This is a genomic window from Methylobacterium sp. AC315, assembly GCF_979253755.1.
This window is the reverse complement of record NZ_CEEDEA010000007.1, coordinates 62,818-81,072: the sequence shown is the minus strand read 5'-3', so window position 1 is coordinate 81,072 and position 18,255 is coordinate 62,818. Positions and strand designations below refer to the sequence as shown.

15 protein-coding genes and 1 tRNA gene are annotated in these 18,255 nt (G+C 69.1%); 7 read left to right on the top strand and 9 right to left on the bottom strand.

Features of this window, described 5'->3' with window-relative positions; translation table 11 throughout:
* Positions 1-72: 72 nt before the first annotated feature.
* The 4 genes from cyoA to AC0IY0_RS14165 form a co-directional block, all read right to left on the bottom strand.
* Positions 73-1,329, bottom strand: a complete 1,257-nt coding sequence (gene cyoA, locus AC0IY0_RS14180; protein ID WP_147938741.1) for a ubiquinol oxidase subunit II — start codon at positions 1,327-1,329, stop codon at positions 73-75.
* Positions 1,330-1,442: 113 nt separating this feature from the next.
* Positions 1,443-2,783: an MFS transporter gene (locus AC0IY0_RS14175; RefSeq protein WP_147938740.1), complete on the bottom strand. Its 1,341-nt coding sequence runs from the start codon at positions 2,781-2,783 to the stop codon at positions 1,443-1,445.
* Between the two features lie 212 nt (positions 2,784-2,995).
* Positions 2,996-5,182, bottom strand: a complete 2,187-nt coding sequence (locus AC0IY0_RS14170) for a glycosyltransferase family 2 protein (RefSeq protein WP_147938739.1) — start codon at positions 5,180-5,182, stop codon at positions 2,996-2,998.
* The gene (locus tag AC0IY0_RS14165; RefSeq protein WP_147907231.1) at positions 5,182-6,225 is read right to left on the bottom strand and encodes a hypothetical protein; all 1,044 of its coding nucleotides are present in this window, start codon (positions 6,223-6,225) and stop codon (positions 5,182-5,184) included. The genes AC0IY0_RS14170 and AC0IY0_RS14165 overlap by 1 nt, the downstream gene beginning before the upstream one ends.
* A gap of 327 nt (positions 6,226-6,552) precedes the next feature.
* On the opposite strand from AC0IY0_RS14165, the gene AC0IY0_RS14160 reads away from it, so the two are divergent.
* The 7 genes from AC0IY0_RS14160 to AC0IY0_RS14130 all read left to right on the top strand — a co-directional run bounded on the left by AC0IY0_RS14160 (position 6,553) and on the right by AC0IY0_RS14130 (position 12,079).
* Positions 6,553-6,627 (top strand) — tRNA-Val (locus tag AC0IY0_RS14160).
* A gap of 706 nt (positions 6,628-7,333) precedes the next feature.
* Positions 7,334-7,669 carry a hypothetical protein gene (locus AC0IY0_RS14155; protein WP_419829761.1) on the top strand — a complete coding sequence of 112 codons (336 nt, stop codon included), beginning with the start codon at positions 7,334-7,336 and terminating at the stop codon, positions 7,667-7,669.
* Positions 7,670-7,735: 66 nt separating this feature from the next.
* Positions 7,736-8,488 carry an FkbM family methyltransferase gene (locus AC0IY0_RS14150; RefSeq protein ID WP_471764179.1) on the top strand — a complete coding sequence of 251 codons (753 nt, stop codon included), beginning with the start codon at positions 7,736-7,738 and terminating at the stop codon, positions 8,486-8,488.
* Positions 8,485-8,823, top strand: a complete 339-nt coding sequence (locus AC0IY0_RS14145) for a hypothetical protein (protein ID WP_246692286.1) — start codon at positions 8,485-8,487, stop codon at positions 8,821-8,823. The genes AC0IY0_RS14150 and AC0IY0_RS14145 overlap by 4 nt, the downstream gene beginning before the upstream one ends.
* Positions 8,824-9,044: 221 nt before the next feature.
* Positions 9,045-10,082, top strand: coding sequence for a TRAP transporter substrate-binding protein (locus tag AC0IY0_RS14140; protein WP_147907234.1), 1,038 nt, complete (start codon positions 9,045-9,047; stop codon positions 10,080-10,082).
* On the top strand, positions 10,079-11,719 hold the full coding sequence (locus AC0IY0_RS14135; RefSeq protein WP_471764176.1) for an acyl-CoA synthetase: 1,641 nt from the start codon (positions 10,079-10,081) through the stop codon (positions 11,717-11,719). Before AC0IY0_RS14140 ends, AC0IY0_RS14135 begins: the two co-directional genes overlap by 4 nt.
* A 201-nt stretch (positions 11,720-11,920) precedes the next feature.
* Positions 11,921-12,079, top strand: a complete 159-nt coding sequence (locus AC0IY0_RS14130; protein ID WP_187193601.1) for a hypothetical protein — start codon at positions 11,921-11,923, stop codon at positions 12,077-12,079.
* 264 nt (positions 12,080-12,343) lie between these two features.
* Here the strand turns inward: AC0IY0_RS14130 and AC0IY0_RS14125 are convergent, their stop codons facing one another.
* The 5 genes from AC0IY0_RS14125 to AC0IY0_RS14105 form a co-directional block, all read right to left on the bottom strand.
* Positions 12,344-14,236, bottom strand: a complete 1,893-nt coding sequence (locus AC0IY0_RS14125) for a TRAP transporter large permease (RefSeq protein WP_147907236.1) — start codon at positions 14,234-14,236, stop codon at positions 12,344-12,346.
* Between the two features lie 12 nt (positions 14,237-14,248).
* Positions 14,249-15,265, bottom strand: a complete 1,017-nt coding sequence (locus AC0IY0_RS14120; protein WP_471764174.1) for a TRAP transporter substrate-binding protein — start codon at positions 15,263-15,265, stop codon at positions 14,249-14,251.
* Positions 15,266-15,496: 231 nt separating this feature from the next.
* On the bottom strand, positions 15,497-16,378 hold the full coding sequence (locus AC0IY0_RS14115; RefSeq protein ID WP_147938735.1) for an NAD(P)-dependent oxidoreductase: 882 nt from the start codon (positions 16,376-16,378) through the stop codon (positions 15,497-15,499).
* The gene (locus tag AC0IY0_RS14110; RefSeq protein WP_147907239.1) at positions 16,369-17,391 is read right to left on the bottom strand and encodes a transketolase family protein; all 1,023 of its coding nucleotides are present in this window, start codon (positions 17,389-17,391) and stop codon (positions 16,369-16,371) included. Before AC0IY0_RS14110 ends, AC0IY0_RS14115 begins: the two co-directional genes overlap by 10 nt.
* Positions 17,388-18,251, bottom strand: a complete 864-nt coding sequence (locus AC0IY0_RS14105) for a transketolase (RefSeq protein ID WP_147907240.1) — start codon at positions 18,249-18,251, stop codon at positions 17,388-17,390. Before AC0IY0_RS14105 ends, AC0IY0_RS14110 begins: the two co-directional genes overlap by 4 nt.
* Between the last annotated feature and the right edge of the window lie 4 nt (positions 18,252-18,255).

Below are 18,255 nucleotides of genomic sequence, written 5' to 3'. Positions count from 1 at the left end.
ATCGGCCCGTTCAATGGGTTCGACGGCGACCGCCGGTTTTACGGTGTGGGGCTCGCGTTCACGCGAGCATTCTTACTGGTTGAGCTGCTTGGGCGCGATCTGCCCGCCCTCGCTCTGGCCCTGGCTGTCGGGGGCCTTGACCTCAGGGGTCTTCTCCTGCCCAGGCAGCGCATTCTCGCCCTGGCCGCGCGAGTCCGGGTTGCCCATGTCGGGCCTGGGCTTCATGCCCTGAGGCTGCGTCTGCCCATGCGGGCCGGTCCCGGATGCCGGCCCCGTCGCACCGGGAGCCTCGTTGCCGCGATCGGCCATGCGGTTGTCGTACTGCAACCGGTCGTAGTTGGCCTCGGCCTCCGCCCCGGACGCGCCGCCCCGGGCGTCGATCTTCACCATCTCACCGACGCACATCTGCTCCGGCCGGGGGCACATGCCGATGATCCGGTCGTACAGGCCCTTGGCGTAGGACTTGTAGAAGCGGGACGGCTCGGACTCGCTCGGCTTCTCCAGCTCGAGATAGGCCTCCTGGGTCAGCTCGCCGCCCTGCGCCTTGGTCTTGGCGACCCACTGATCGAAGGCCTCGTTGGTCACGCCGTTGAACTTGAAGAACATGTTCGAGAAGCCGGCGCCGCTGTAATGCGCCGAGCGGCCCTCATAGGAACCCTCTCGGTTGATCACCGCGTGGAGCTGTGTCTGCATGCCCGGCATCGCGTAGACCATGCCGGCGAGCGTCGGGATGTAGAACGTGTTCATCACGTCGGTGGCGGTGATCTTGAACTGGATCGGCCGGTCCACCGGGGCGGCGAGCTCGTTCACCGTGGCGATCCCGTATTGCGGGTAGAGGAACAGCCACTTCCAATCCATCGCCACCACCTCGACCTGCAGCGGCTCGACGCCGGCCGGGACGTCGCGCTTCGCGTCGATCTTGCTGAGCGGCCGGAACGGATCCAGGGTGTGGGTCCCGATCCAGGTGAGGGCGCCGAGCGCGATGATGATCATCAGGGGCGCCGTCCAGATCAGCACCTCGAGCTGCGTCGAGTGGTGCCATTCGGGATCGTACACCGCGTCCTTGTTTGTGGCGCGGTAGCGCCAGGCGAAGAACAAGGTGAAGAAGATCACCGGGACGATGATCAGGAGCATCAGCCCGGTGGCCGCCAGCACGAGGTTGCGCTGCTGCTCGGCGACGTAGCCGGCCGGGCTCATGACCACGAGGTTGCAGCCACCCAGCAACGCCAGGATCGGCGGCAGGGCGAGGAGCGGCACGAGCCGACGTGCGAGGCCGCTCCGGCGGTCGCTGGGCTCGATCCTGTCCGGGAGAGGGGTCGAAGAGGTCACAGCACTCGTCTCTTTATCCCACGCCGCATGCGCGGCATCCGCGCCGTGTCGCGTCTGCGGCACGGCCGACAACGTCTGGAAGGAGGCGCGCAGCCTGCGCCGCGCGCTGCCGGCTACATCTGGCGCATCTCGGAGCGGTCGAGGAACAAGGCCGCGAGGGTGCAGACCGCGCCGGACAACAGGTAGACGCCGACCATGGCCAAGCCGTAGCGCTGCGACAGGAACAGCGCCACCAGCGGGGCGAAGCCGGCACCGACCAGCCAGGCGAAGTCGGAGGTCAGCGCGGCGCCGGTGTAGCGGTAGTGGTTGCCCAACCGGGCCGTCACCGCGCCGGCGGTCTGGCCGTAGGCGAGGCCGAGCAGCATGAAGCCGATCGTGACGTAGATGGTCTGGCCGATCGCGCTCTCGCCGAACAGGAGCGGCGCGATGATGCTGCCGACCGCAAAGAACCCGATCAGCGAGGCGCTCATGATCAGGCAGTTGCGGCGGCCGATCTGGTCGGCGATCAGCCCGGAGGCGGCGATCGCGCCGGCACAGACGATGGCCCCGGAGAACTGCACGATCAGGAACTCGCCGGGCGAGCGGCTGCTGGTGTTGTTGAGTGCCAGCCAGGCGATCGGGAAGATCGTCACGAGGTGGAACAGGGCGAAGCCGGCGAGCGGCACGAAGGCGCCGCGGATCACGTCGGCGGCATGGTGCCGGAACAGCTCCAGGGCCGGGACCGGGCGGAGCCGGTCGAGGTCCATCATCCGGGCGAATTCGTCGGTGGCGACCAGGCGCAGCCGGGCGAACAGGGCGACGACGTTGATGGTGAAGGCGCAGTAGAACGGGAAGCGCCAGCCCCAATCGATGAAGTCGGCCTCGTCGAGGTTGACCAGGAAGAACGCGAACAACGCGCTCGCTACCATGAAGCCCAGGGGCGCGCCGAGCTGCGGGATCATCGCGTACCAGCCGCGGCGCTCCCGGGGCGCGTTCATGGCGAGCAGGGAGGCGAGCCCGTCCCATGCGCCGCCCAGTGCCAGGCCCTGAAGGATCCGGAGGACCGCCAGGAGGTAGACGGAAGAGATGCCGATGCTATCGTAGCGCGGCAGGAAGCTGACCGCCGCCGTGGCGCCCCCGAGCAGGAACAGCGCGATCGTGAGCTTGACGCTGCGCCCGTGCCGGCGATCGATCGCCATGAAGATCACGGAGCCGATCGGCCGGGCGATGAAGGCCAGGGCGAAGATCGAGAACGCGTACAGCGTGCCGGTCAGCGGATCGACGAAGGGGAAGAATACCTTCGGGAAAACCAGCACGCAGGCGATGCCGAATACGAAGAAGTCGAAGTATTCGGACGCGCGGCCGATGACCACGCCGATGGCGATCTCGTTCGGGTGGACCTTGTGGTCCCCCATCGCCTGCTGAGCATCGCGCTCCAGGGTTGTGGCCGAAGCCATTGGGGTGTTCGCACTCATGGTTGACTGCCGCCCTCGCCGCGCGCCCGTTCGGGCGCCATGGCCGGAACCGCCTCATGCGGCATGTCCAGAGGTATCGCAACCGGCATCCGACGCAAGTTCACCCACTGACGCATGCATGGCATCCCCATGCCAGCCCTGCTGTCGACACATGCAGGGCGGACTGTCGCGGCGGGCGAACCCGTCGCCGCGCGGCTGACCGGGACGTCCTCCTAGACCCGGTAATGCGCCGAGTTCCGTGACAGGTTGATGTTATAGTAGGGGTCGGCCCGGAGTTCGGGCCCCCAGCGATCGAGCATGGTCAGCACCTCGCCCTCGAAGCGCTTGCGCTTCTCCGGCGTATCCTCGGCGCCCCGACTCTTCGATTCGTGATGAATCAACTTGGCGAACGGCGTCCACACGATGCGGTAGCCGGCCCGGCGGATCTTCAGGCACAGGTCCACGTCGTTGAAGGCGACCTTCAGGGCGTCGGCATCGAAGCCGCCGACCGCCTCGAACACGTCGGCGCGCATGGCCAGGCAGGCGCCCGTGACCGCCGAGACCTCGTGGGCGATGACCATCCGGCAGAAATAGCCGGGATCCGCGTCCGGTACGCCGAGATGGCTGTGCCCGGCGACGCCACCGATCCCCAGCACGATGCCGCCGTGCTGGATGGTCCGGTCCGGGTAGAGCAGCTTTGCCCCGACGGCGCCGATCTCCGGCCGCACCGCGTGCCGGACCAGTTCCCCGAGCCACTCGCTGTCCAGCACCTCGACGTCGTTGTTGAGGAACAGGAGCACCGGCCCGGTGGCGGCGGCCGCGCCGCGGTTCGACAGGTCCGAGAAGTTGAAGGCTCCCGGCACCGGCACGATGCGCACGCGCGGGTCGTCGCGATACCGGGCGAACAGGGCCGCCGTCTCGGGCTCGCGGCTGTCGTTGTCGACGATCACCACCTCGATATCGGGGTAGTCGGTGCCCGCGAGCAGCCCGTCGAGGGTGACCGACAGGATCTCGGCGCGGTCCCGGGTCGGGATGATCGCGGAGACCCGGGGCGGCGGAAGCGGGAGCGGCCGGACCAGGCGGTTGAAGCCCGACGGCCCGCGCTCGACCCGGCCACCCCAGGGCGCCACGACCTCGTCGAGGGCGCGCAGCCGCGCCGCCTCGGCCCGGGACAGGGCCCGGTCCGAGAAGGTCCCGGAACCCTGCGCGGCGCGCCAATGGTAGAGCACCCGCGGGATGTGGCGGATGCGGGACGGGTCGAGGCCGTCGGTGAGCCGCAGCAGCAGGTCGTGGTCCTGACTGCCCTCAAAACCCGGACGCAGACCGCCGACCGCCCGCAGGGCGTCGGTCCGGACCACGGTGAGATGGTTGATGTAGTTCTGCGCGTAGAGCAGCTCGCGGTCGAAGCCCGCCTTGAAGTGCGGGTCGAACCGGCGGCCGCGTCCGTCGATCTTGTCCTCGTCGCTGTAGATCAGCACCAGATCCGGATCGAGGCGAAGCGCCCGGGCGACCTCATAGAGGGCGTCCTCGGTGAGCACATCGTCGTGGTCCATGAAGGCGCAGGCGACACCGCGTGCGAGGCCCAGGGCATCGTTGGTGGCCCGGGCGATGTGGCCGTTCTCGGACCGGGCGAGCACGCGGATGCGCGGATCGGCCTCGGCGGCGCGCTCAAGGATCCGGGGAATCGCGGGCCGCGTCGAGGCGTCGTCGACGACGCACAGTTCCCAGTGCGGATAGAGCTGCGCGCGCAGGGAGGCGAGGGCGGCCTGCAGCACCTTCGGGTCCGGATCGTGCACCGGCATCAGCACCGAGATCAGCGGCGGATCGGCCCAGGCGGCGATCTCGGCGGCAATGCCGTCCCGCTCCGCCCGGCGATAGCCGTGGGCACGGATCCAGGCCTCGTATCCGGTCACCCGGCGGTGAGCCAGCGCCCGGCCCAGGAAGCCGCGCGCCCGCACCTTCTTGCCGAGGATCCGCCAGTAGAGCGCCTGCAGGGTCAGCGCCGGCTCGCGCAGGAGCGCGCGCGGCACCAGGGTCGGCCAGTCGAGGCGGCGCACCGTGATTCGGCGCAGCCGGACCGGGACCCGACCGGCGGGATCGGCCACCCGCAGGGCGACGACGCCCTCGGGGAGGCGCCCGATCCACGTGAAGGCACCCCCGCCCGACGCCTCCTGGGGCAGCAGCGGCCCCGGACGCCCCTCGGGACCGGCGAAGGCCATGCCGGGGATCGTGTCCGGACCCTCCGTCGGGTCGTTGGACAGGGTGATCTCGAGCCAGCGGCCCGCGAGCCCCGGAAGCTCGACGCGCATCCCGTCCGCCGCCGCCCGGACCGGCAGAGGGCGGCGCTTGCGTCCGGTTCGCGTCAGGTGCGCCGGCGGCAGGCGCGTCTCGGGGCCCCCCGTCTCGGTCGGGCGCGCCATCAGCTCCAGCTCTTGTCGATCGAGTCCTTCACGGCATCCGACATCGCGACGTCGAACACCAGCATCTCCTCCACCGCCTTGACGGTCCGCAAGCGCTCGGCCAGCGCCTGGGTCTCGGCCGGCACCGGCGGCGGAACCGGCACCGGAGCGTGGATGCCCAGCCGGTCGAACAGGGTCGAAGCGAAGGCGTGGTACCGCGTCTTGTGGCCGACGATCCCGACCCGGGCCAGGATCTCGATCGCGGCGATCGAGTTGCCCGGGTGCAGGCGATCCTCGGGCATGCGGGTTCCGAGCTGGCGGGTCAACGGGTTGTAGAGCAGCCGGTAGGCCGGCTCCGGCAGCATGCGGAAGTAGCGCTTGAGGCTCTTCACGTCGGTGAAGTCGTAGGATTCCGAGAACGACGCGGCCTCGGCCAGCGGTCCGAGGCGCCAGCCGCGCACCGGATCGAGGGCGTCGCCGGCCCGGGCCTTCAGCCAGAGCATGCGGGTCGCCATCTCGGTGTAGGGGTCCTGCACCAGGATGCCGGTGACCATCAGGTCCGGCGTCATGAAGTTCTCGTAGCGCGGGATCGTCACGGCGCCCGACAGCAACGCCGAGGGGGCTGAGGGGCCGGACAGGATGCAGGTCAGGATCTCGTCCGGCAGCTTGTGGACGCCGAAGTAGCAGTGCTGGAAATACGGGAACAAGGCCGCCTGCAGGGCCGTCTCGGGCTCGATCCCGGTGTTGATGAGCATGACGCGCAGCCGCACGAGCCCGTCCGGAGGCGTGCGGCGATAGACCAGGACATTGGTGTCGGCGTCGTAGAGTTCGAGGCGCTGGATCTCGGCCAGGCCCGGCACCTCGGCCTGCGTCAGCACGAAGGTGCATTGCCCGGTGGCGTGCCAGCCGTTGCGCTTGAACGTCTCGTCGGTGACGCTGGCCGAAACCTCGGCCACGCGCTGGCCTCCGACGGAGACCATCACCCGACTGATGGCGAGGGGATTGTCCGGCACGATCCAGCCGCGGATCGAGTCGCCGTGATCGTGATCGATGAAGTAGCGCATGTCCCGAAGCTTGAGGCGGCGGAATGCCGGGACCGCCCGAGCGGCCCGGCCGGATGCCGGCCGGCACGCCCATAGCGCATTTTCTTCCCCGCGTGCACCATTGCGGTATCCGCCCCCCGGGCTACGCCCCTCAACCTTCCGCTTGCGCCCCCGCCGGGCACCGGCTATAGGCCCGGCCCACCGGTGCTCACGCAGCACCGGACCGGGCGCGTAGCTCAGCGGGAGCGCACTACCTTGACAGGGTAGGGGGCACTCCTCATAAGCCGCTGAGTGGCCTGGGTTATTTCGATGGCTTTCAGGCTCGACGAGCCTGATGACGATCGATTAGGAGACGTAGCACAGCGGTAGTGCATTCCCTTGACATGGGAAAGGTCACAGGTTCGATCCCTGTCGTCTCCACCATTCGACCCTATGGCGCCCGAGCGGACGGTTTCCCCGCATTAGATTGAGCCGGCGGGGCCTGCCCCTCAGTGAACGGCGGCATCGTCCCCGTCCTCTGGACCGTTCAGGGTCGGAAACTTTCTACACGCCTCCTCAACCTGAAGCACCGCAAGGGCGCGACGCGCTGGACGTCCCTGTCTGCCTTCGGCTTCGCCCGCGAGGACGAGAGACCGGGCAGATGCGCGGGTCCAGCACGCGATGAACAACCGGCCCGGCGTCGCGCAGCCGCAGCCGACCGGCCCGAACCGTGTCGAATGCCGCGGCACGGTGCGCGCGCCAGATGGCCACGACATGCCGCTGCGCACGGTGGGGGAGGTCGGCAGGACGGACAGTGACGCAACCATGCGGTTTCTGATGGCTATTCCGCTGGCCCAGCAACCCTCGACACCGCGAAACCGCCATCTCAGGACCCGACGAAGTCAATCGTTTCGTTGGGACCGTAACGTCGGCCGATGCTTGCACAGGCCGCCATCCGGCAGCACAGGATGCGGGGCCGCTTAGAACCGTGATCTTTGCCAGATGGTCTTGGCCAGGACGATCTGGCCAGGACCATCTGAGACGTGCGAGGGCACGGGAGCATGCATGGGATCCCATCATCCCCGTAGGTCCCGCCGCGTTCCCGGCCGTATCGCCACCTGGTTCCGCTCAGAGCCCCGAAGGCTGCCGTATGACGACGTCCCCTGTCCACGACATCGACACCAAATACATCCGCCAGATCCAGCAGCAGCAGATTGCACTGGCACTGATCACGGCCGAGCGCGACGCGGCCGTGCGGGAGCGCGATCTGGCCCGGGCGCGATCCGAGGCCTCGACCAAGCTGATCGAGGCCCTGTCGGCGAGTTTGCGGCCCTTTGGGTTCAGCCGGAAGCGCTTCCTGTCGGCGATCCGCAGGGCGGCCCGCACGGTACCGGACCAGGGGCCCGATTCGCTGCAGCATACGGTTCTGTTCGACGGCTCGAACCGGATCCTGGGGGCCCGGCCTCTTGACCGGACCCGTCCCTGAGCGCACCGCACCCGCACTCGTCACCTGTATCGATCGGTCCCCTTCAACATGGTGGAACGCAGGGCCATGGATGTCGCGCTCCTGACCGTCTTCAACGCCCTGGTCGATCTCAGGAACGAACTGGACGCGAAGCCCCATCTCGCCAGCTCCGAACTCGAGTTCCTGTCGTTCGCCACGAAGATGGCGCCGTATTCCAACGCGCAGCTGCTGCAGGACCTCTGGGTCCTGTACGAACTCAAGGAGAAGCGGAACGGCTACTTCGTCGAGTTCGGTGCCTGCGACGGGATCAGCCTGAGCAATACGCTGCTGCTCGAGAAGACCTTCGGCTGGCAGGGCGCGCTGGCCGAGCCGGCCCGGGCCTGGCACGCCGCGCTCTACGCCAACCGGAGCTGCTACATCACCGACAAGTGCGTCTATAGGACCGACGGGGTCGAGGTCCTATTCAACGAGGTGGACATCGGCGAGCTGTCCGGCATGAACGACTTGGTGACGGGCGATTTCCACGCGCAGTTCCGCCAGGACGGTCGGCAATACGCGGTCCAGACGGTTTCGCTGGAGCGATTCCTGGTTGAGGCCCGGGCGCCGAAGCGCATCGACTACATGAGCATCGACGTGGAAGGCGGCGAGTTTGACGTGCTGGAAAGCTTCGATTTCACGCGCCACGACATCGCCCTGATCAGCGTCGAGCACAACTTCTCGGACAGCCGCGAGAAAATCTACGCCCTGCTGACCGGCCTGGGTTACCGTCGGCGTTTCCGGCAGCTGTCCCTGTTTGACGATTGGTATGTGCGGCCCGACCTCATCGCGACGCAGGCATGACGGAGCGCTCCATCGTGTCAGCCCGGACCGCGATCGGCATCCTTGATTCCCTGTTCGACCTGTTCAAGCAGATGGGCAGCGGCATCGCGCTCGACTTGCATTGGCTCGAGATCGCGCGGCGCCTTCAGCTGGTCCGCGCGGAGGTCGTCTGGTCGGCCGATCTGGCCTTCGTTTCCGCGAAGCTGAAAGCGCACGCCGCCCACTACGCAACCACCTACCAGCCCGACGCCGGCTCGGAGCGGATCCGGAGAGCGAACGCCGACAAGCTCGACAAGGTCGTCCAACACTATTCGATCCTTCGTGCCCATCTGGAGCAGCAATTGCCGGCCGCATAGGCCCGCACGAGACGGTCATCGCGCGGATGATCCGCACGCTTCGGCGGGCATGCCCTGAGACATGCCCTGACAAGTCGCCTGCACTGACGGCCGGGCCGAAACGGCCCCGTTGACTGGATTGGGCCAGCCGCTATCGAAGCCGCAAGACACGAGAGAGTCCGCGCATGAACGCGGACCCTGAGGAAACGCCGGGCCGCGCGCCCGGATCAGGAGGGCCGCCCATGTCGTCGCGAATTCACTTGCCCCTGTCCCGCCGCGGGTTCCTGTCCGCCGGCTCGACGGCGATCCTCGCCGGAACCGTGGCGATGCCGCACGTGGCGCGGGCCCAGCGGGCGGACTTCACCTACAAGTACGCCAACAACCTGCCCGACACGCACCCGATGAACGTCCGCGCCCGCGAGATGGCGGACGCGCTGCGAACCGAGAGCGGCGGCCGCTTCGATCTCAAGATCTTCCCCACGAGCCAGCTCGGCTCGGACACCGACACGCTGAGCCAGCTGCGCTCGGGCAGCGTCGAGTTCTTCACGATGTCGCCGCTGATCCTTTCGACCCTGGTGCCCAACGCCTCGATCAACGGCATCGGTTACGCCTTCCCGGATTATGAGGCCGTGTGGCCGGCGATGGACGGGGAGCTGGGTGCCTGGGTCCGCCAGCAGATCGCCAAGGCCAACCTCGTGGCCATGGAGAAGATCTGGGACAACGGCTACCGCCAGACCACCTCCTCGACCCGACCCATCGCCAATCCGGACGACTTCAAGGGCTTCCGGATCCGCGTGCCGGTCTCGCCGCTCTGGACCTCAATGTTCCGGGCGTTCGAGGCGGCGCCCGCCTCGATCAACCTCAACGAGACCTACTCGGCCCTCCAGACCAAGATCGTCGAAGGCCAGGAGAACCCGCTGGCGGTGATCGCCACGACGAAGTTCTACGAGGTGCAGAAATACTGCTCGCTTACCAACCACATGTGGGACGGCTACTGGTTCCTGGCGAACCGCCGGGCCTGGGAGCGCCTCCCCGAGGACCTGCGCACCATGGTCGCCCGCCACATCAACGAGGCCGGCATGAAGGAGCGGGCCGACGTGGCCAAGCTCAATGCCAGCCTGCAGGAAGACCTGACCAAGAGCGGCCTCGTGTTCAACAAGCCTGATCCTGAGCCGTTTCGCGAGAAGCTGCGCAAGGCCGGCTTCTACGCCGAATGGAAGGGCCGGTACGGCGAGGAGGGCTGGTCCCTCCTGGAGAAGGCCTGCGGGAAGCTCGCGTGAACGGCCCGGCGGGGCCGGCGCCGCGCGGCGGCGTCGCGCCCTCTTCGCGGCGGGTGATGAACCTCGCCCACTTTCTGCGCCGGGCGGCCCGCCGCTGGCCGGACGCGATCGGCCTCGCCTGGGGTGACCGGACCTGGAGCTGGGGCGCCCTCGATGCCCGGGTCGACGCCATGGCGGCGGCGCTCGCGGCCCGGGGCGTCGCCAAGGGCGACCGCGTGCTGGTCCAGGCGCGCAACGGCAACCAGCTGTTCGAATCGATGTTCGTCTGCTTCCGGCTCGGCGCCGTCTGGGTGCCGACGAATTTCCGGCAGACGCCCGCGGAGGTCGCCTATCTCGCCAGCGCCAGCGGCGCCTCGGCGCTGATCTGCGGCGCGGAGTTCCCGGACCACGCCACCGCGATCCGCGAGGCCGCGCCGGACCTGCGCCTCGTGGTCGAGATCGGCGGCTCCGCCTTCGGGCTGGATTACGACGCCCTGGTGGCCGCGCACGCCGCGCAGACGGCCCCCACCGCCGATGTCGAGCACGACGATCCGTGCTGGTTCTTCTTCACCTCGGGCACCACCGGCCGCCCGAAGGCGGCGGTGCTCACCCACGGCCAGATGGCCTTCGTGATCACCAACCACCTCTGCGACCTGATGCCGGGCACGACGGAGGCGGACGCCTCGCTGGTGGTCGCGCCGCTCTCGCACGGAGCCGGCATCCACCAGCTCGCCCAGGTCGCGGCCGGCGCCATGACGGTGCTCACCGGCGGCACGCGCCTGGACCCCGCGGAGGTGTGGTCGCTGGTCGAGCGCTGGCGCATCACCAACCTGTTCACCGTGCCGACCATCGTGAAGCTGATCACCGAGCACCCGGCGGTCGCGGCGCACGACCATACGAGCCTGCGCCACGTGATCTACGCGGGCGCGCCGATGTACCGGGAGGACCAGAAGCGGGCCCTGCGGGCGCTGGGACCGGTGCTGGTCCAGTATTTCGGGCTCGGCGAGGTGACCGGCAACATCACCGTGCTGCCGCCCCGCCTGCACGCCGCCGAAGACGGCCCGGGGGTGAAGGTCGGCACCTGCGGGTTCGAGCGCACCGGCATGCAGGTGCAGATCCAGGACGCGAAGGGGCGGGAGCTGGGGGCCGGCGAGACCGGCGAGATCTGCGTCTGCGGCCCGGCCGTGTTCGCGGGCTACTACGACAACCCGGAGGCCAACGCGGCGGCGTTCCGGAACGGCTGGTTCCGCACCGGCGACCTCGGCCACCTCGACCCGGAAGGGTTTTTGTTCATCACCGGCCGCGCCTCCGACATGTACATCTCGGGCGGGTCGAACGTGTACCCGCGCGAGACCGAGGAGAAGCTCCTGAAGCATCCGGCCATCGCCGAGGCCGCGATCCTGGGGGTGCCCGACCCGGCCTGGGGCGAGGTCGGCGTCGCAGTCTGCGTGGCCCGCCCCGGCGCGGAGATCGGCGAGGCGGAATTGATCGCGTGGCTCGCCGGCGAGGTCGCCCGCTACAAGCTGCCGAAGCGGGTGTTCTTCTGGGACGAATTGCCGAAATCCGGCTACGGCAAGATCACCAAGCGGGCGATCCGCGAGGGTCTCGAAGCCCGCGGCGGCCTGCCGCTTGATCCGGGTGCCCCTGCCGGACGGTGACGGTTCGGACGACCGCGTTCGCTGCACCGCACCCGGCAGAAGCCGTTCGCGGACCGGTTCGGTGAAGAATTCATGCGAACTTCATGCCGTCCTTGCATGGCAGGCCGCGGAAGAGCCCCCTCACGCGCGATCCCGAGCCGGCGCATATTGCACCGCAGCAACCGGGCGCGCCTGCCCGGCCCTTGTTCGGGATCGGACACGATGGCCACCCTCGCGTATCTCGTCGGCTTCCGCTCCGAGCGTTCGCTTCTCGGTCAGGTCGCCGGCCGCCTCGAAGGCGCGCTGAAGCGCGTCGCCGACGGTCGCTACGCCGAGCAGCGCGACCGCGTCGCGCGCACCGGCGGCGCCGGGATGATCTGACCGGCATACAGCCTCAACGCCGGCGTCCGCGCGGCCTCAGCGACGGGCGCATGTCATCCGAGAAGACCAGGTCGGTGGCGCCCACAGGCACCAGCCCGCGATGGGCCGCGATGCCGTTCATCATCGAGCCCACCGCGGGCTCGCGGATGCCGTCATGCAGGTCGCGCCCGCATGGGGCGGTTCCGGATCGGGCGCGCGGCGGCGCTCCCCGGACGGGGATGGATCCGGCCGGGTGTCACGGTGGCGAGGGCAGACTCGGTGTCGTCAGAGGAACCCGATCGAGAACCAGGGGACCAGGATGATGACGACGAGGCCGATCAGCAGGGCCAGGATGTAGCCGACGATCGGGCGCATGCCCGCATCCGGGTGGATCCGGCTGATCGCGCAGGCGGCGTAGTAGCCGACGCCGAAGGGTGGGGCGAACAGCCCGATGCCCATCGCGAGGATCACCACCATCGCGTAGTGGACCTCGTGGACGCCCACCTGCCGGGCGATCGGGAACAGCAGCGGGCCGAACAGCACGATCGCCGGGATACCCTCCAGCACCGAGCCCAGGATGATGAACGCGCCGGCCGACACGAACAGGAAGCCCACGGGGCCGCCGGGCAGGCTCTTCATCGCGATCGCCAGCGTCTGCGAGAAGCCCGACTGGGTCAGCGCCCAGGCCATGCCGGTGGCCGCGCCGATGATCAGCAGGATCGCCCCCGACAGCGTCGCGGTCATGACCAGCATCGGGTAGAGCCGCCGCCAGTCGAACTGGCGGTAGATCAGCAGCCCCGCCAGCACCGCGTAGACGATGCCGATGGTCGAGACCTCGGTGGCGGTGGCGATGCCCTCGACCACCGCGAAGCGGATCACGAACGGCAGCGCCAGGGCCGGCACCGCCACCAGGAGAGCCCGGCCGATCACGCTGCGCGACGGGCGGGCGACGTGGCTCAGATCCTCCCGGCGGTAGCGCCACCAGACCAGGGCGCACAGGGTCACGGCCAGCACCAGGCCCGGCAGCAGGCCGCCGGTGAACAGGGCCGTGATCGACACGCCGGTGACCGAGCCGATGGTGATCAACACGATCGAGGGCGGGATCGTCTCGGTCTGCGCGCCGGTTGTGGCGAGCAGGGCCACGAGGTCGCCCTCCTTGGCGCCCCGCGCCTTCATCTCGGGAAACAGCACGGGCGCGACTGCGGCCATGTCGGCGGCCTTCGAGCCGGAGATGCCCGAGACGAGGTACATGGCGCCGACCAGCACGTAATGCAGGCCACCGCGGACGTGACCGAGCAGGGAGGCCAGGAACCCGACCATCGCCCGGGCCATGCCGGTCATCTCGATCAGCAGGCCGAGGAACACGAACAGCGGCACGGCGAGCAGGATGAGATGGCTCATGCCCTCGTCCATGCGCCCGACCACCACCATCGACGGGGCGTTGGTGGTGAGCGTGATGTAGGCGTAGGTCGACAGACCGAACGCGAAGGCGATCGGCACGCCGGAGAAGACCAGGGCGCCGACCCCGAGGACGAAGAACAGCAGCAGGTTGAGGTTGCCGAGCCCCATGAGCCAGGGCTGGAGCGCCATGAGCCCCGCCGCGATGCCGCCGCCCAGGGCGAGCGCGCCGACGGTGAGCCGCCAGTCGGCGGATTCCAGGAGGCGGATCACGGCGACCAGCAGCATCAGGCCGAAGCCGATCGGGAGGGCGGCGGCCCGCCAGGCGTTGTTGAGCTCCAGCGCGGGGGTCTGGACGAAGGTCTCCTCGCTGGCGAATTCGAAAGCCGGCTCCAGCACCAGCGCCACGAAGATCAGGCCGGCTACCAGCGCGACCGTCTCCAGGAAGGCGCGCAGGCGCGGGCCGCACATCGCCACGATGGCGGTCATGCGCATGTGCTCGGCACGGCGGAACGCGACCACGGCGCCCAGCATGGCGAGCCACAGGAACAGGATCGCGGCCAATTCGTCCGACCAGACCAGCGGCTCCCGGAACACGTAGCGGCTGACCACGCCGCCGAACAACACGCCGATCTCGGCCAGAACCAGCAGCGCCGCCGGGATCTCCACGAGGTAGCCGAGGGCCACGTCCAGCTTGCGCAGCCAGGTCCTGGCGCGGAGCGGCGGCCCCGCCAGCTCAAGCCCGGCCGCGCTCTCGACGGCCGCGATATCGATCTGCATGCCGGTCGTCCTTCAGGTCAGCTTGCCGGAGACGTCTTCGAGATGCGCCCACGCCGCATCCCCGTACTTGGCCTTCCAGTCGCGGTAGAAGCTCGTCCGGCTCAGCACCGCGCGGAACCGCGAGCGGTCGACGTCGACGAAGCCGATGCCCTTGGCGGCAAGGCTCTCGCGCAGGGACAGGCTGAGCTTGGCCACATCCGCGCGCTGGTCGGTGCCGGACCGGTCGAATTCCTGCGAAACTGTCCGGCGCAGATCCTCCGGCAGGCGATGCCAAGCCTTCTTGTTGCCCAAAATCCAGTAGCCGTCCCAGACATGCCCGGTCAGGCTGCAGGATTTCTGCACTTCGTAGAGCCGGGCCGTCGCCGTGATGGCAAGCGGATTCTCCTGCCCCTCGACCACCTTGGTCTGGAGCGCGGAGTACAGCTCGTTGAAATTGATCGGCGCCGCGCCGGCATCGAGCGCCTTGAACAGCGAGGTCAGCATCGGCGCCGGCGGCACGCGGATCTTGAAGCCCTTGAGGTCCTCGGGGGTCCTGATCTCGCGGGTCGAGGAGGTGATCTGCCGGAATCCGTTGTCCCAGACCTTGGAGACGGTGAGGATCGGCGTCTTGGCGATCTCGGCCCGGACGTAGGCACCGAGGCCGCCATCCATCGCCGACCAGACCGCGTCGTAATCCTTGAATGCGAAACCGGTGTTGGGCAGGCTCGCGGCCGGCACGAAGGTGGCGAGGATCGAGGTGGCGAGGTTGAAGAACTCGACGCTGCCGTTGCGCACCTGCGCCAGCAGGTCGGTGTCCGAACCGAGCTGGTTGGCCGGGAACAGCTTGATCTCCAGGCGCCCGCCGGTCGCCTCGCGGATCCGGTCGAGGGCCTCCTGCGCCCGGATGTTGACCGGGTGGGTCGGGTCCTGGCCGGTGGCGAGCTTGTAGGAGAACTCGGCCGCCTGCCCGCGCCGGGTCAGGATGCCGAAGATCGGCACGGCGGTCGCGCCGGCGAGCAGGCTGCGGCGGCTGAAGCGCGTGTCGCGCATGGTTTCACTCCCTGGGTCGTCCCGAGCCGCGCGATCCCCGCCGTTGACCGGTCGTGTGGATTCGTGCGTCCCTTCAGTCTTCGCGGTCCGATACCGGTATCCGGGGGACCGCTTCTGTGCGTCTCACGCGCCGTCTCTCGCTCCGGCGCGGATCATCCAGGCTCAGCGGCGCGGGGACAAGCCGTGGCGGCGCACAAACGCCGACACTTCACCGCTGCCGTGCCCGCACGTTCAGGTCCCGTTGAGGGCGCGATAGGCGCGCACCACCTGGCTGTCGTCGGCGGTGCCGTCGCCGCGGCCCGATGTCGAGACGAAGAGCTGATGGGCCAGCGCCGCGAGCGGCAGCGCCGCCCCCGCGCTTCGACCGGCCTCCAGCACGATGCCGAGATCCTTGACGAAGATGTCGACCGCGCTGGTGACCTCCGGCTCGCCCTCCAGCATGCGGGGGCCACGGTCGCGCAGCATCCAGCTCGACGCCGACGAACCCGAGAGGATCTCCAGCACCACCGCGAGATCGACCCCGACCCGGCCGGCCAGAGCCATCGCCTCGGCGGCGGCCGCGATGTGGACGCCGCACAAGAGCTGATTCACCGCCTTGACGGTGGCGCCCTGGCCCGGCCGCTCGCCGACATGGAAGATCCGGTCACCCAGGGCGTCGAGCAACGGGCGGATCTCCGCAAGCGTTGCGGCCGGCGCCGCGGCCATGATCGTGAGCTTGGCGGCCTTGGCCCCGACGACGCCCCCCGAGACCGGGGCGTCCACGAACCGGCGGCCCGTGGCCGAGACGCGCGCCGCGATGGCCTCCACGGCCCCCGGCGGACAGGTCGCCATCAGGACGACGATCCCGTCCGGGGCGAGGGCGTCGAGCGCACCCTGTCCGAACAGCACGTCCTCGGCCTGGGCGGCGTTGACCACCATCAGCACGAGCGCGTCGGCGCCGTCGGCCGCCTGCGCCAGGGTCCCGGCCAGCTCGCCGCCCGCTGCCGCGAGGGCCGCGCGGCTCTCCGCCCGGACGTCGTAGCCGCGCACGGAAAAACCCGCGGCCACGAGGTGACCCGCCATCGGCAGGCCCATGGCGCCGAGGCCGACGAAGGCGAGGCGGCTCACAGCCATCCGCGGATGCTCCGCGCCATCGCGGCGGCCGAGATCCCGTAGCGGTCGTGGAGCGTGGGCAGGGCGCCGGCGTCGAGGAATGCGTCCGGCAGGCCGATCTGGCGGAAGCCGCGCTCCGGCATCGTTCCGCTGCGCATCAGCACGCCCGCCACCGCCTCGCCGAGGCCGCCGATCACCGTGTGGTTCTCGGCCACCACAACGAGGCGTCCGCCACGTCGGGCCTCGTGCAGGATCGTCGCCTCGTCCAGGGGCTTGATCGTCGGCACGTGCAGGACCGCCACGTCGATCCGGTCGTCGCGCAGCGCCTCGGCCACCTCCAGCGCCCGCATGGTCATCAGCCCGGAGGAGACGATCAGCACGTCGCGCCCGTCGCGGATCGTCTTGGCCTTGCCCAGTTCGAACGTGTAGCCGTACTCGTCGAGCACCAGGGGGACGTTGCCGCGCAGGAGCCGCAGGTACACAGGCCCCTTATGGGCGGCCATGGCCGGCACGACCTGCTCGATCTCGTGCGCGTCGCACGGATCGATGATCGTGAGGTTGGGCATGCCGCGGAAGATCGCGAGGTCCTCCGTCGCCTGGTGGCTCGGGCCGTAGCCGGTGGTCAGGCCGGGCAGGGCACAGGCAATCTTGACGTCGAGATTCTCCTCGGCGATCGCCAGGCAGATGAAGTCGTAGGCCCGGCGGGCGGCGAACACCGCGTAGGTGGTGGCGAAGGGCGTGAAGCCTTCGCGGGCGAGCCCGGCCGCCGCGCTCATCAGGAGCTGCTCGGCCATCCCCATCTGGTAGAACCGCTCGGGATGGGCCTGCGCGAAGATGTGCAGGTCGGTGTATTTCGACAGGTCCGCCGACAGGCCGACGATGTCGGGCCGGGTCTTGGCGAGTTCGACCAGGGCATGTCCGAACGGCGCGGCCCTGGTGCGCTGCCCGGGGGCGGCGAGCGAGGCGATCATCGCCGAGGTCTTGAGGCTGCCGCCTTCCCGCGGGGCGGGTCTCTCGTATTTCGAGCGTCTCACCGCACCCTCCCTTCGTCCAGGACCGCTAAAGCCCGCTGCCATTCGTCCGGCTCGACGCGCAGGAAGTGATTGCGTTCGCGCGCTTCCAGGAACGGCACGCCCTTGGCCATGCGCGTGTCGCAGATGATGATCCGGGGCTGCGGCCCCGGGTGATGGCGCGCCGCATCGAAGGCAGCCACCAGCGCGTCGAGGTCGTTGCCGTCGACCCGCTGCACGAACCAGTTGAACGCCTCGAATTTCGGAGCCAGCGGCTCGAAGTTGAGCACCCCCGTGGAGGCGCCGTCGGCCTGCATGCCGTTCACGTCGACGAGGCCGATCAGGTTGTCGAGCTTGAACGAGCCCGCCGACATGGCGGCCTCCCAGGTCGAGCCCTCGTCGAGCTCGCCGTCGGAGAACAGGTTGTAGACGACGCTCTTCGAGCCCTTCCGCTTCAGGCCGAGGCACATGCCCACCGCGATCCCGAGCCCGTGGCCGAGCGAGCCGCCGGTGATCTCCATGCCCGGCGTGTAGGCGGCCATGCCCGACATCGGCAGGCGGCTGTCGTCGCCGCCATAGCTCGTCAGCTCATCCTCCGGGATGATCTCCGCCTCGATCAGCGCGGCGTAGAGCGCGATGGCGTAGTGGCCGATCGACAGCAGGAACCGGTCGCGGCCCTCCCATTCGGGATCCTCCGGCCGGTAGGCCATGGCGTGGAAGTAGCTCACCGCCAGCACGTCGCTGATGCCGAGCGCCTGGGCGATGTAGCCCTGGCCCTGGACCTCGCCCATGCGCAGGGCATGGCGGCGGATATGGTAGGCGCGCTCGCTGAGCGGGACGTTGGACCCCGCACGGGGCCGTTCGGTCGGGGACGGAGACGTCATGGCG

Excerpts from the sequence above, each read along its gene's own strand:
- AC0IY0_RS14175 (WP_147938740.1), bottom strand. The coding sequence starts at position 2,783 with ATGAGTGCGAACACCCCAATGGCTTCGGCCACAACCCTGGAGCGCGAT.
- AC0IY0_RS14170 (WP_147938739.1), bottom strand. The coding sequence starts at position 5,182 with ATGGCGCGCCCGACCGAGACGGGGGGCCCCGAGACGCGCCTGCCGCCG.
- AC0IY0_RS14165 (WP_147907231.1), bottom strand. The coding sequence starts at position 6,225 with ATGCGCTACTTCATCGATCACGATCACGGCGACTCGATCCGCGGCTGG.
- AC0IY0_RS14155 (WP_419829761.1), top strand. The coding sequence starts at position 7,334 with ATGACGACGTCCCCTGTCCACGACATCGACACCAAATACATCCGCCAG.
- AC0IY0_RS14150 (WP_471764179.1), top strand. The coding sequence starts at position 7,736 with ATGGATGTCGCGCTCCTGACCGTCTTCAACGCCCTGGTCGATCTCAGG.
- AC0IY0_RS14145 (WP_246692286.1), top strand. The coding sequence starts at position 8,485 with ATGACGGAGCGCTCCATCGTGTCAGCCCGGACCGCGATCGGCATCCTT.
- AC0IY0_RS14140 (WP_147907234.1), top strand. The coding sequence starts at position 9,045 with ATGTCGTCGCGAATTCACTTGCCCCTGTCCCGCCGCGGGTTCCTGTCC.
- AC0IY0_RS14130 (WP_187193601.1), top strand. The coding sequence starts at position 11,921 with ATGGCCACCCTCGCGTATCTCGTCGGCTTCCGCTCCGAGCGTTCGCTT.
- AC0IY0_RS14125 (WP_147907236.1), bottom strand. The coding sequence starts at position 14,236 with ATGCAGATCGATATCGCGGCCGTCGAGAGCGCGGCCGGGCTTGAGCTG.
- AC0IY0_RS14120 (WP_471764174.1), bottom strand. The coding sequence starts at position 15,265 with ATGCGCGACACGCGCTTCAGCCGCCGCAGCCTGCTCGCCGGCGCGACC.
- AC0IY0_RS14115 (WP_147938735.1), bottom strand. The coding sequence starts at position 16,378 with ATGGCTGTGAGCCGCCTCGCCTTCGTCGGCCTCGGCGCCATGGGCCTG.
- AC0IY0_RS14105 (WP_147907240.1), bottom strand. The coding sequence starts at position 18,251 with ATGACGTCTCCGTCCCCGACCGAACGGCCCCGTGCGGGGTCCAACGTC.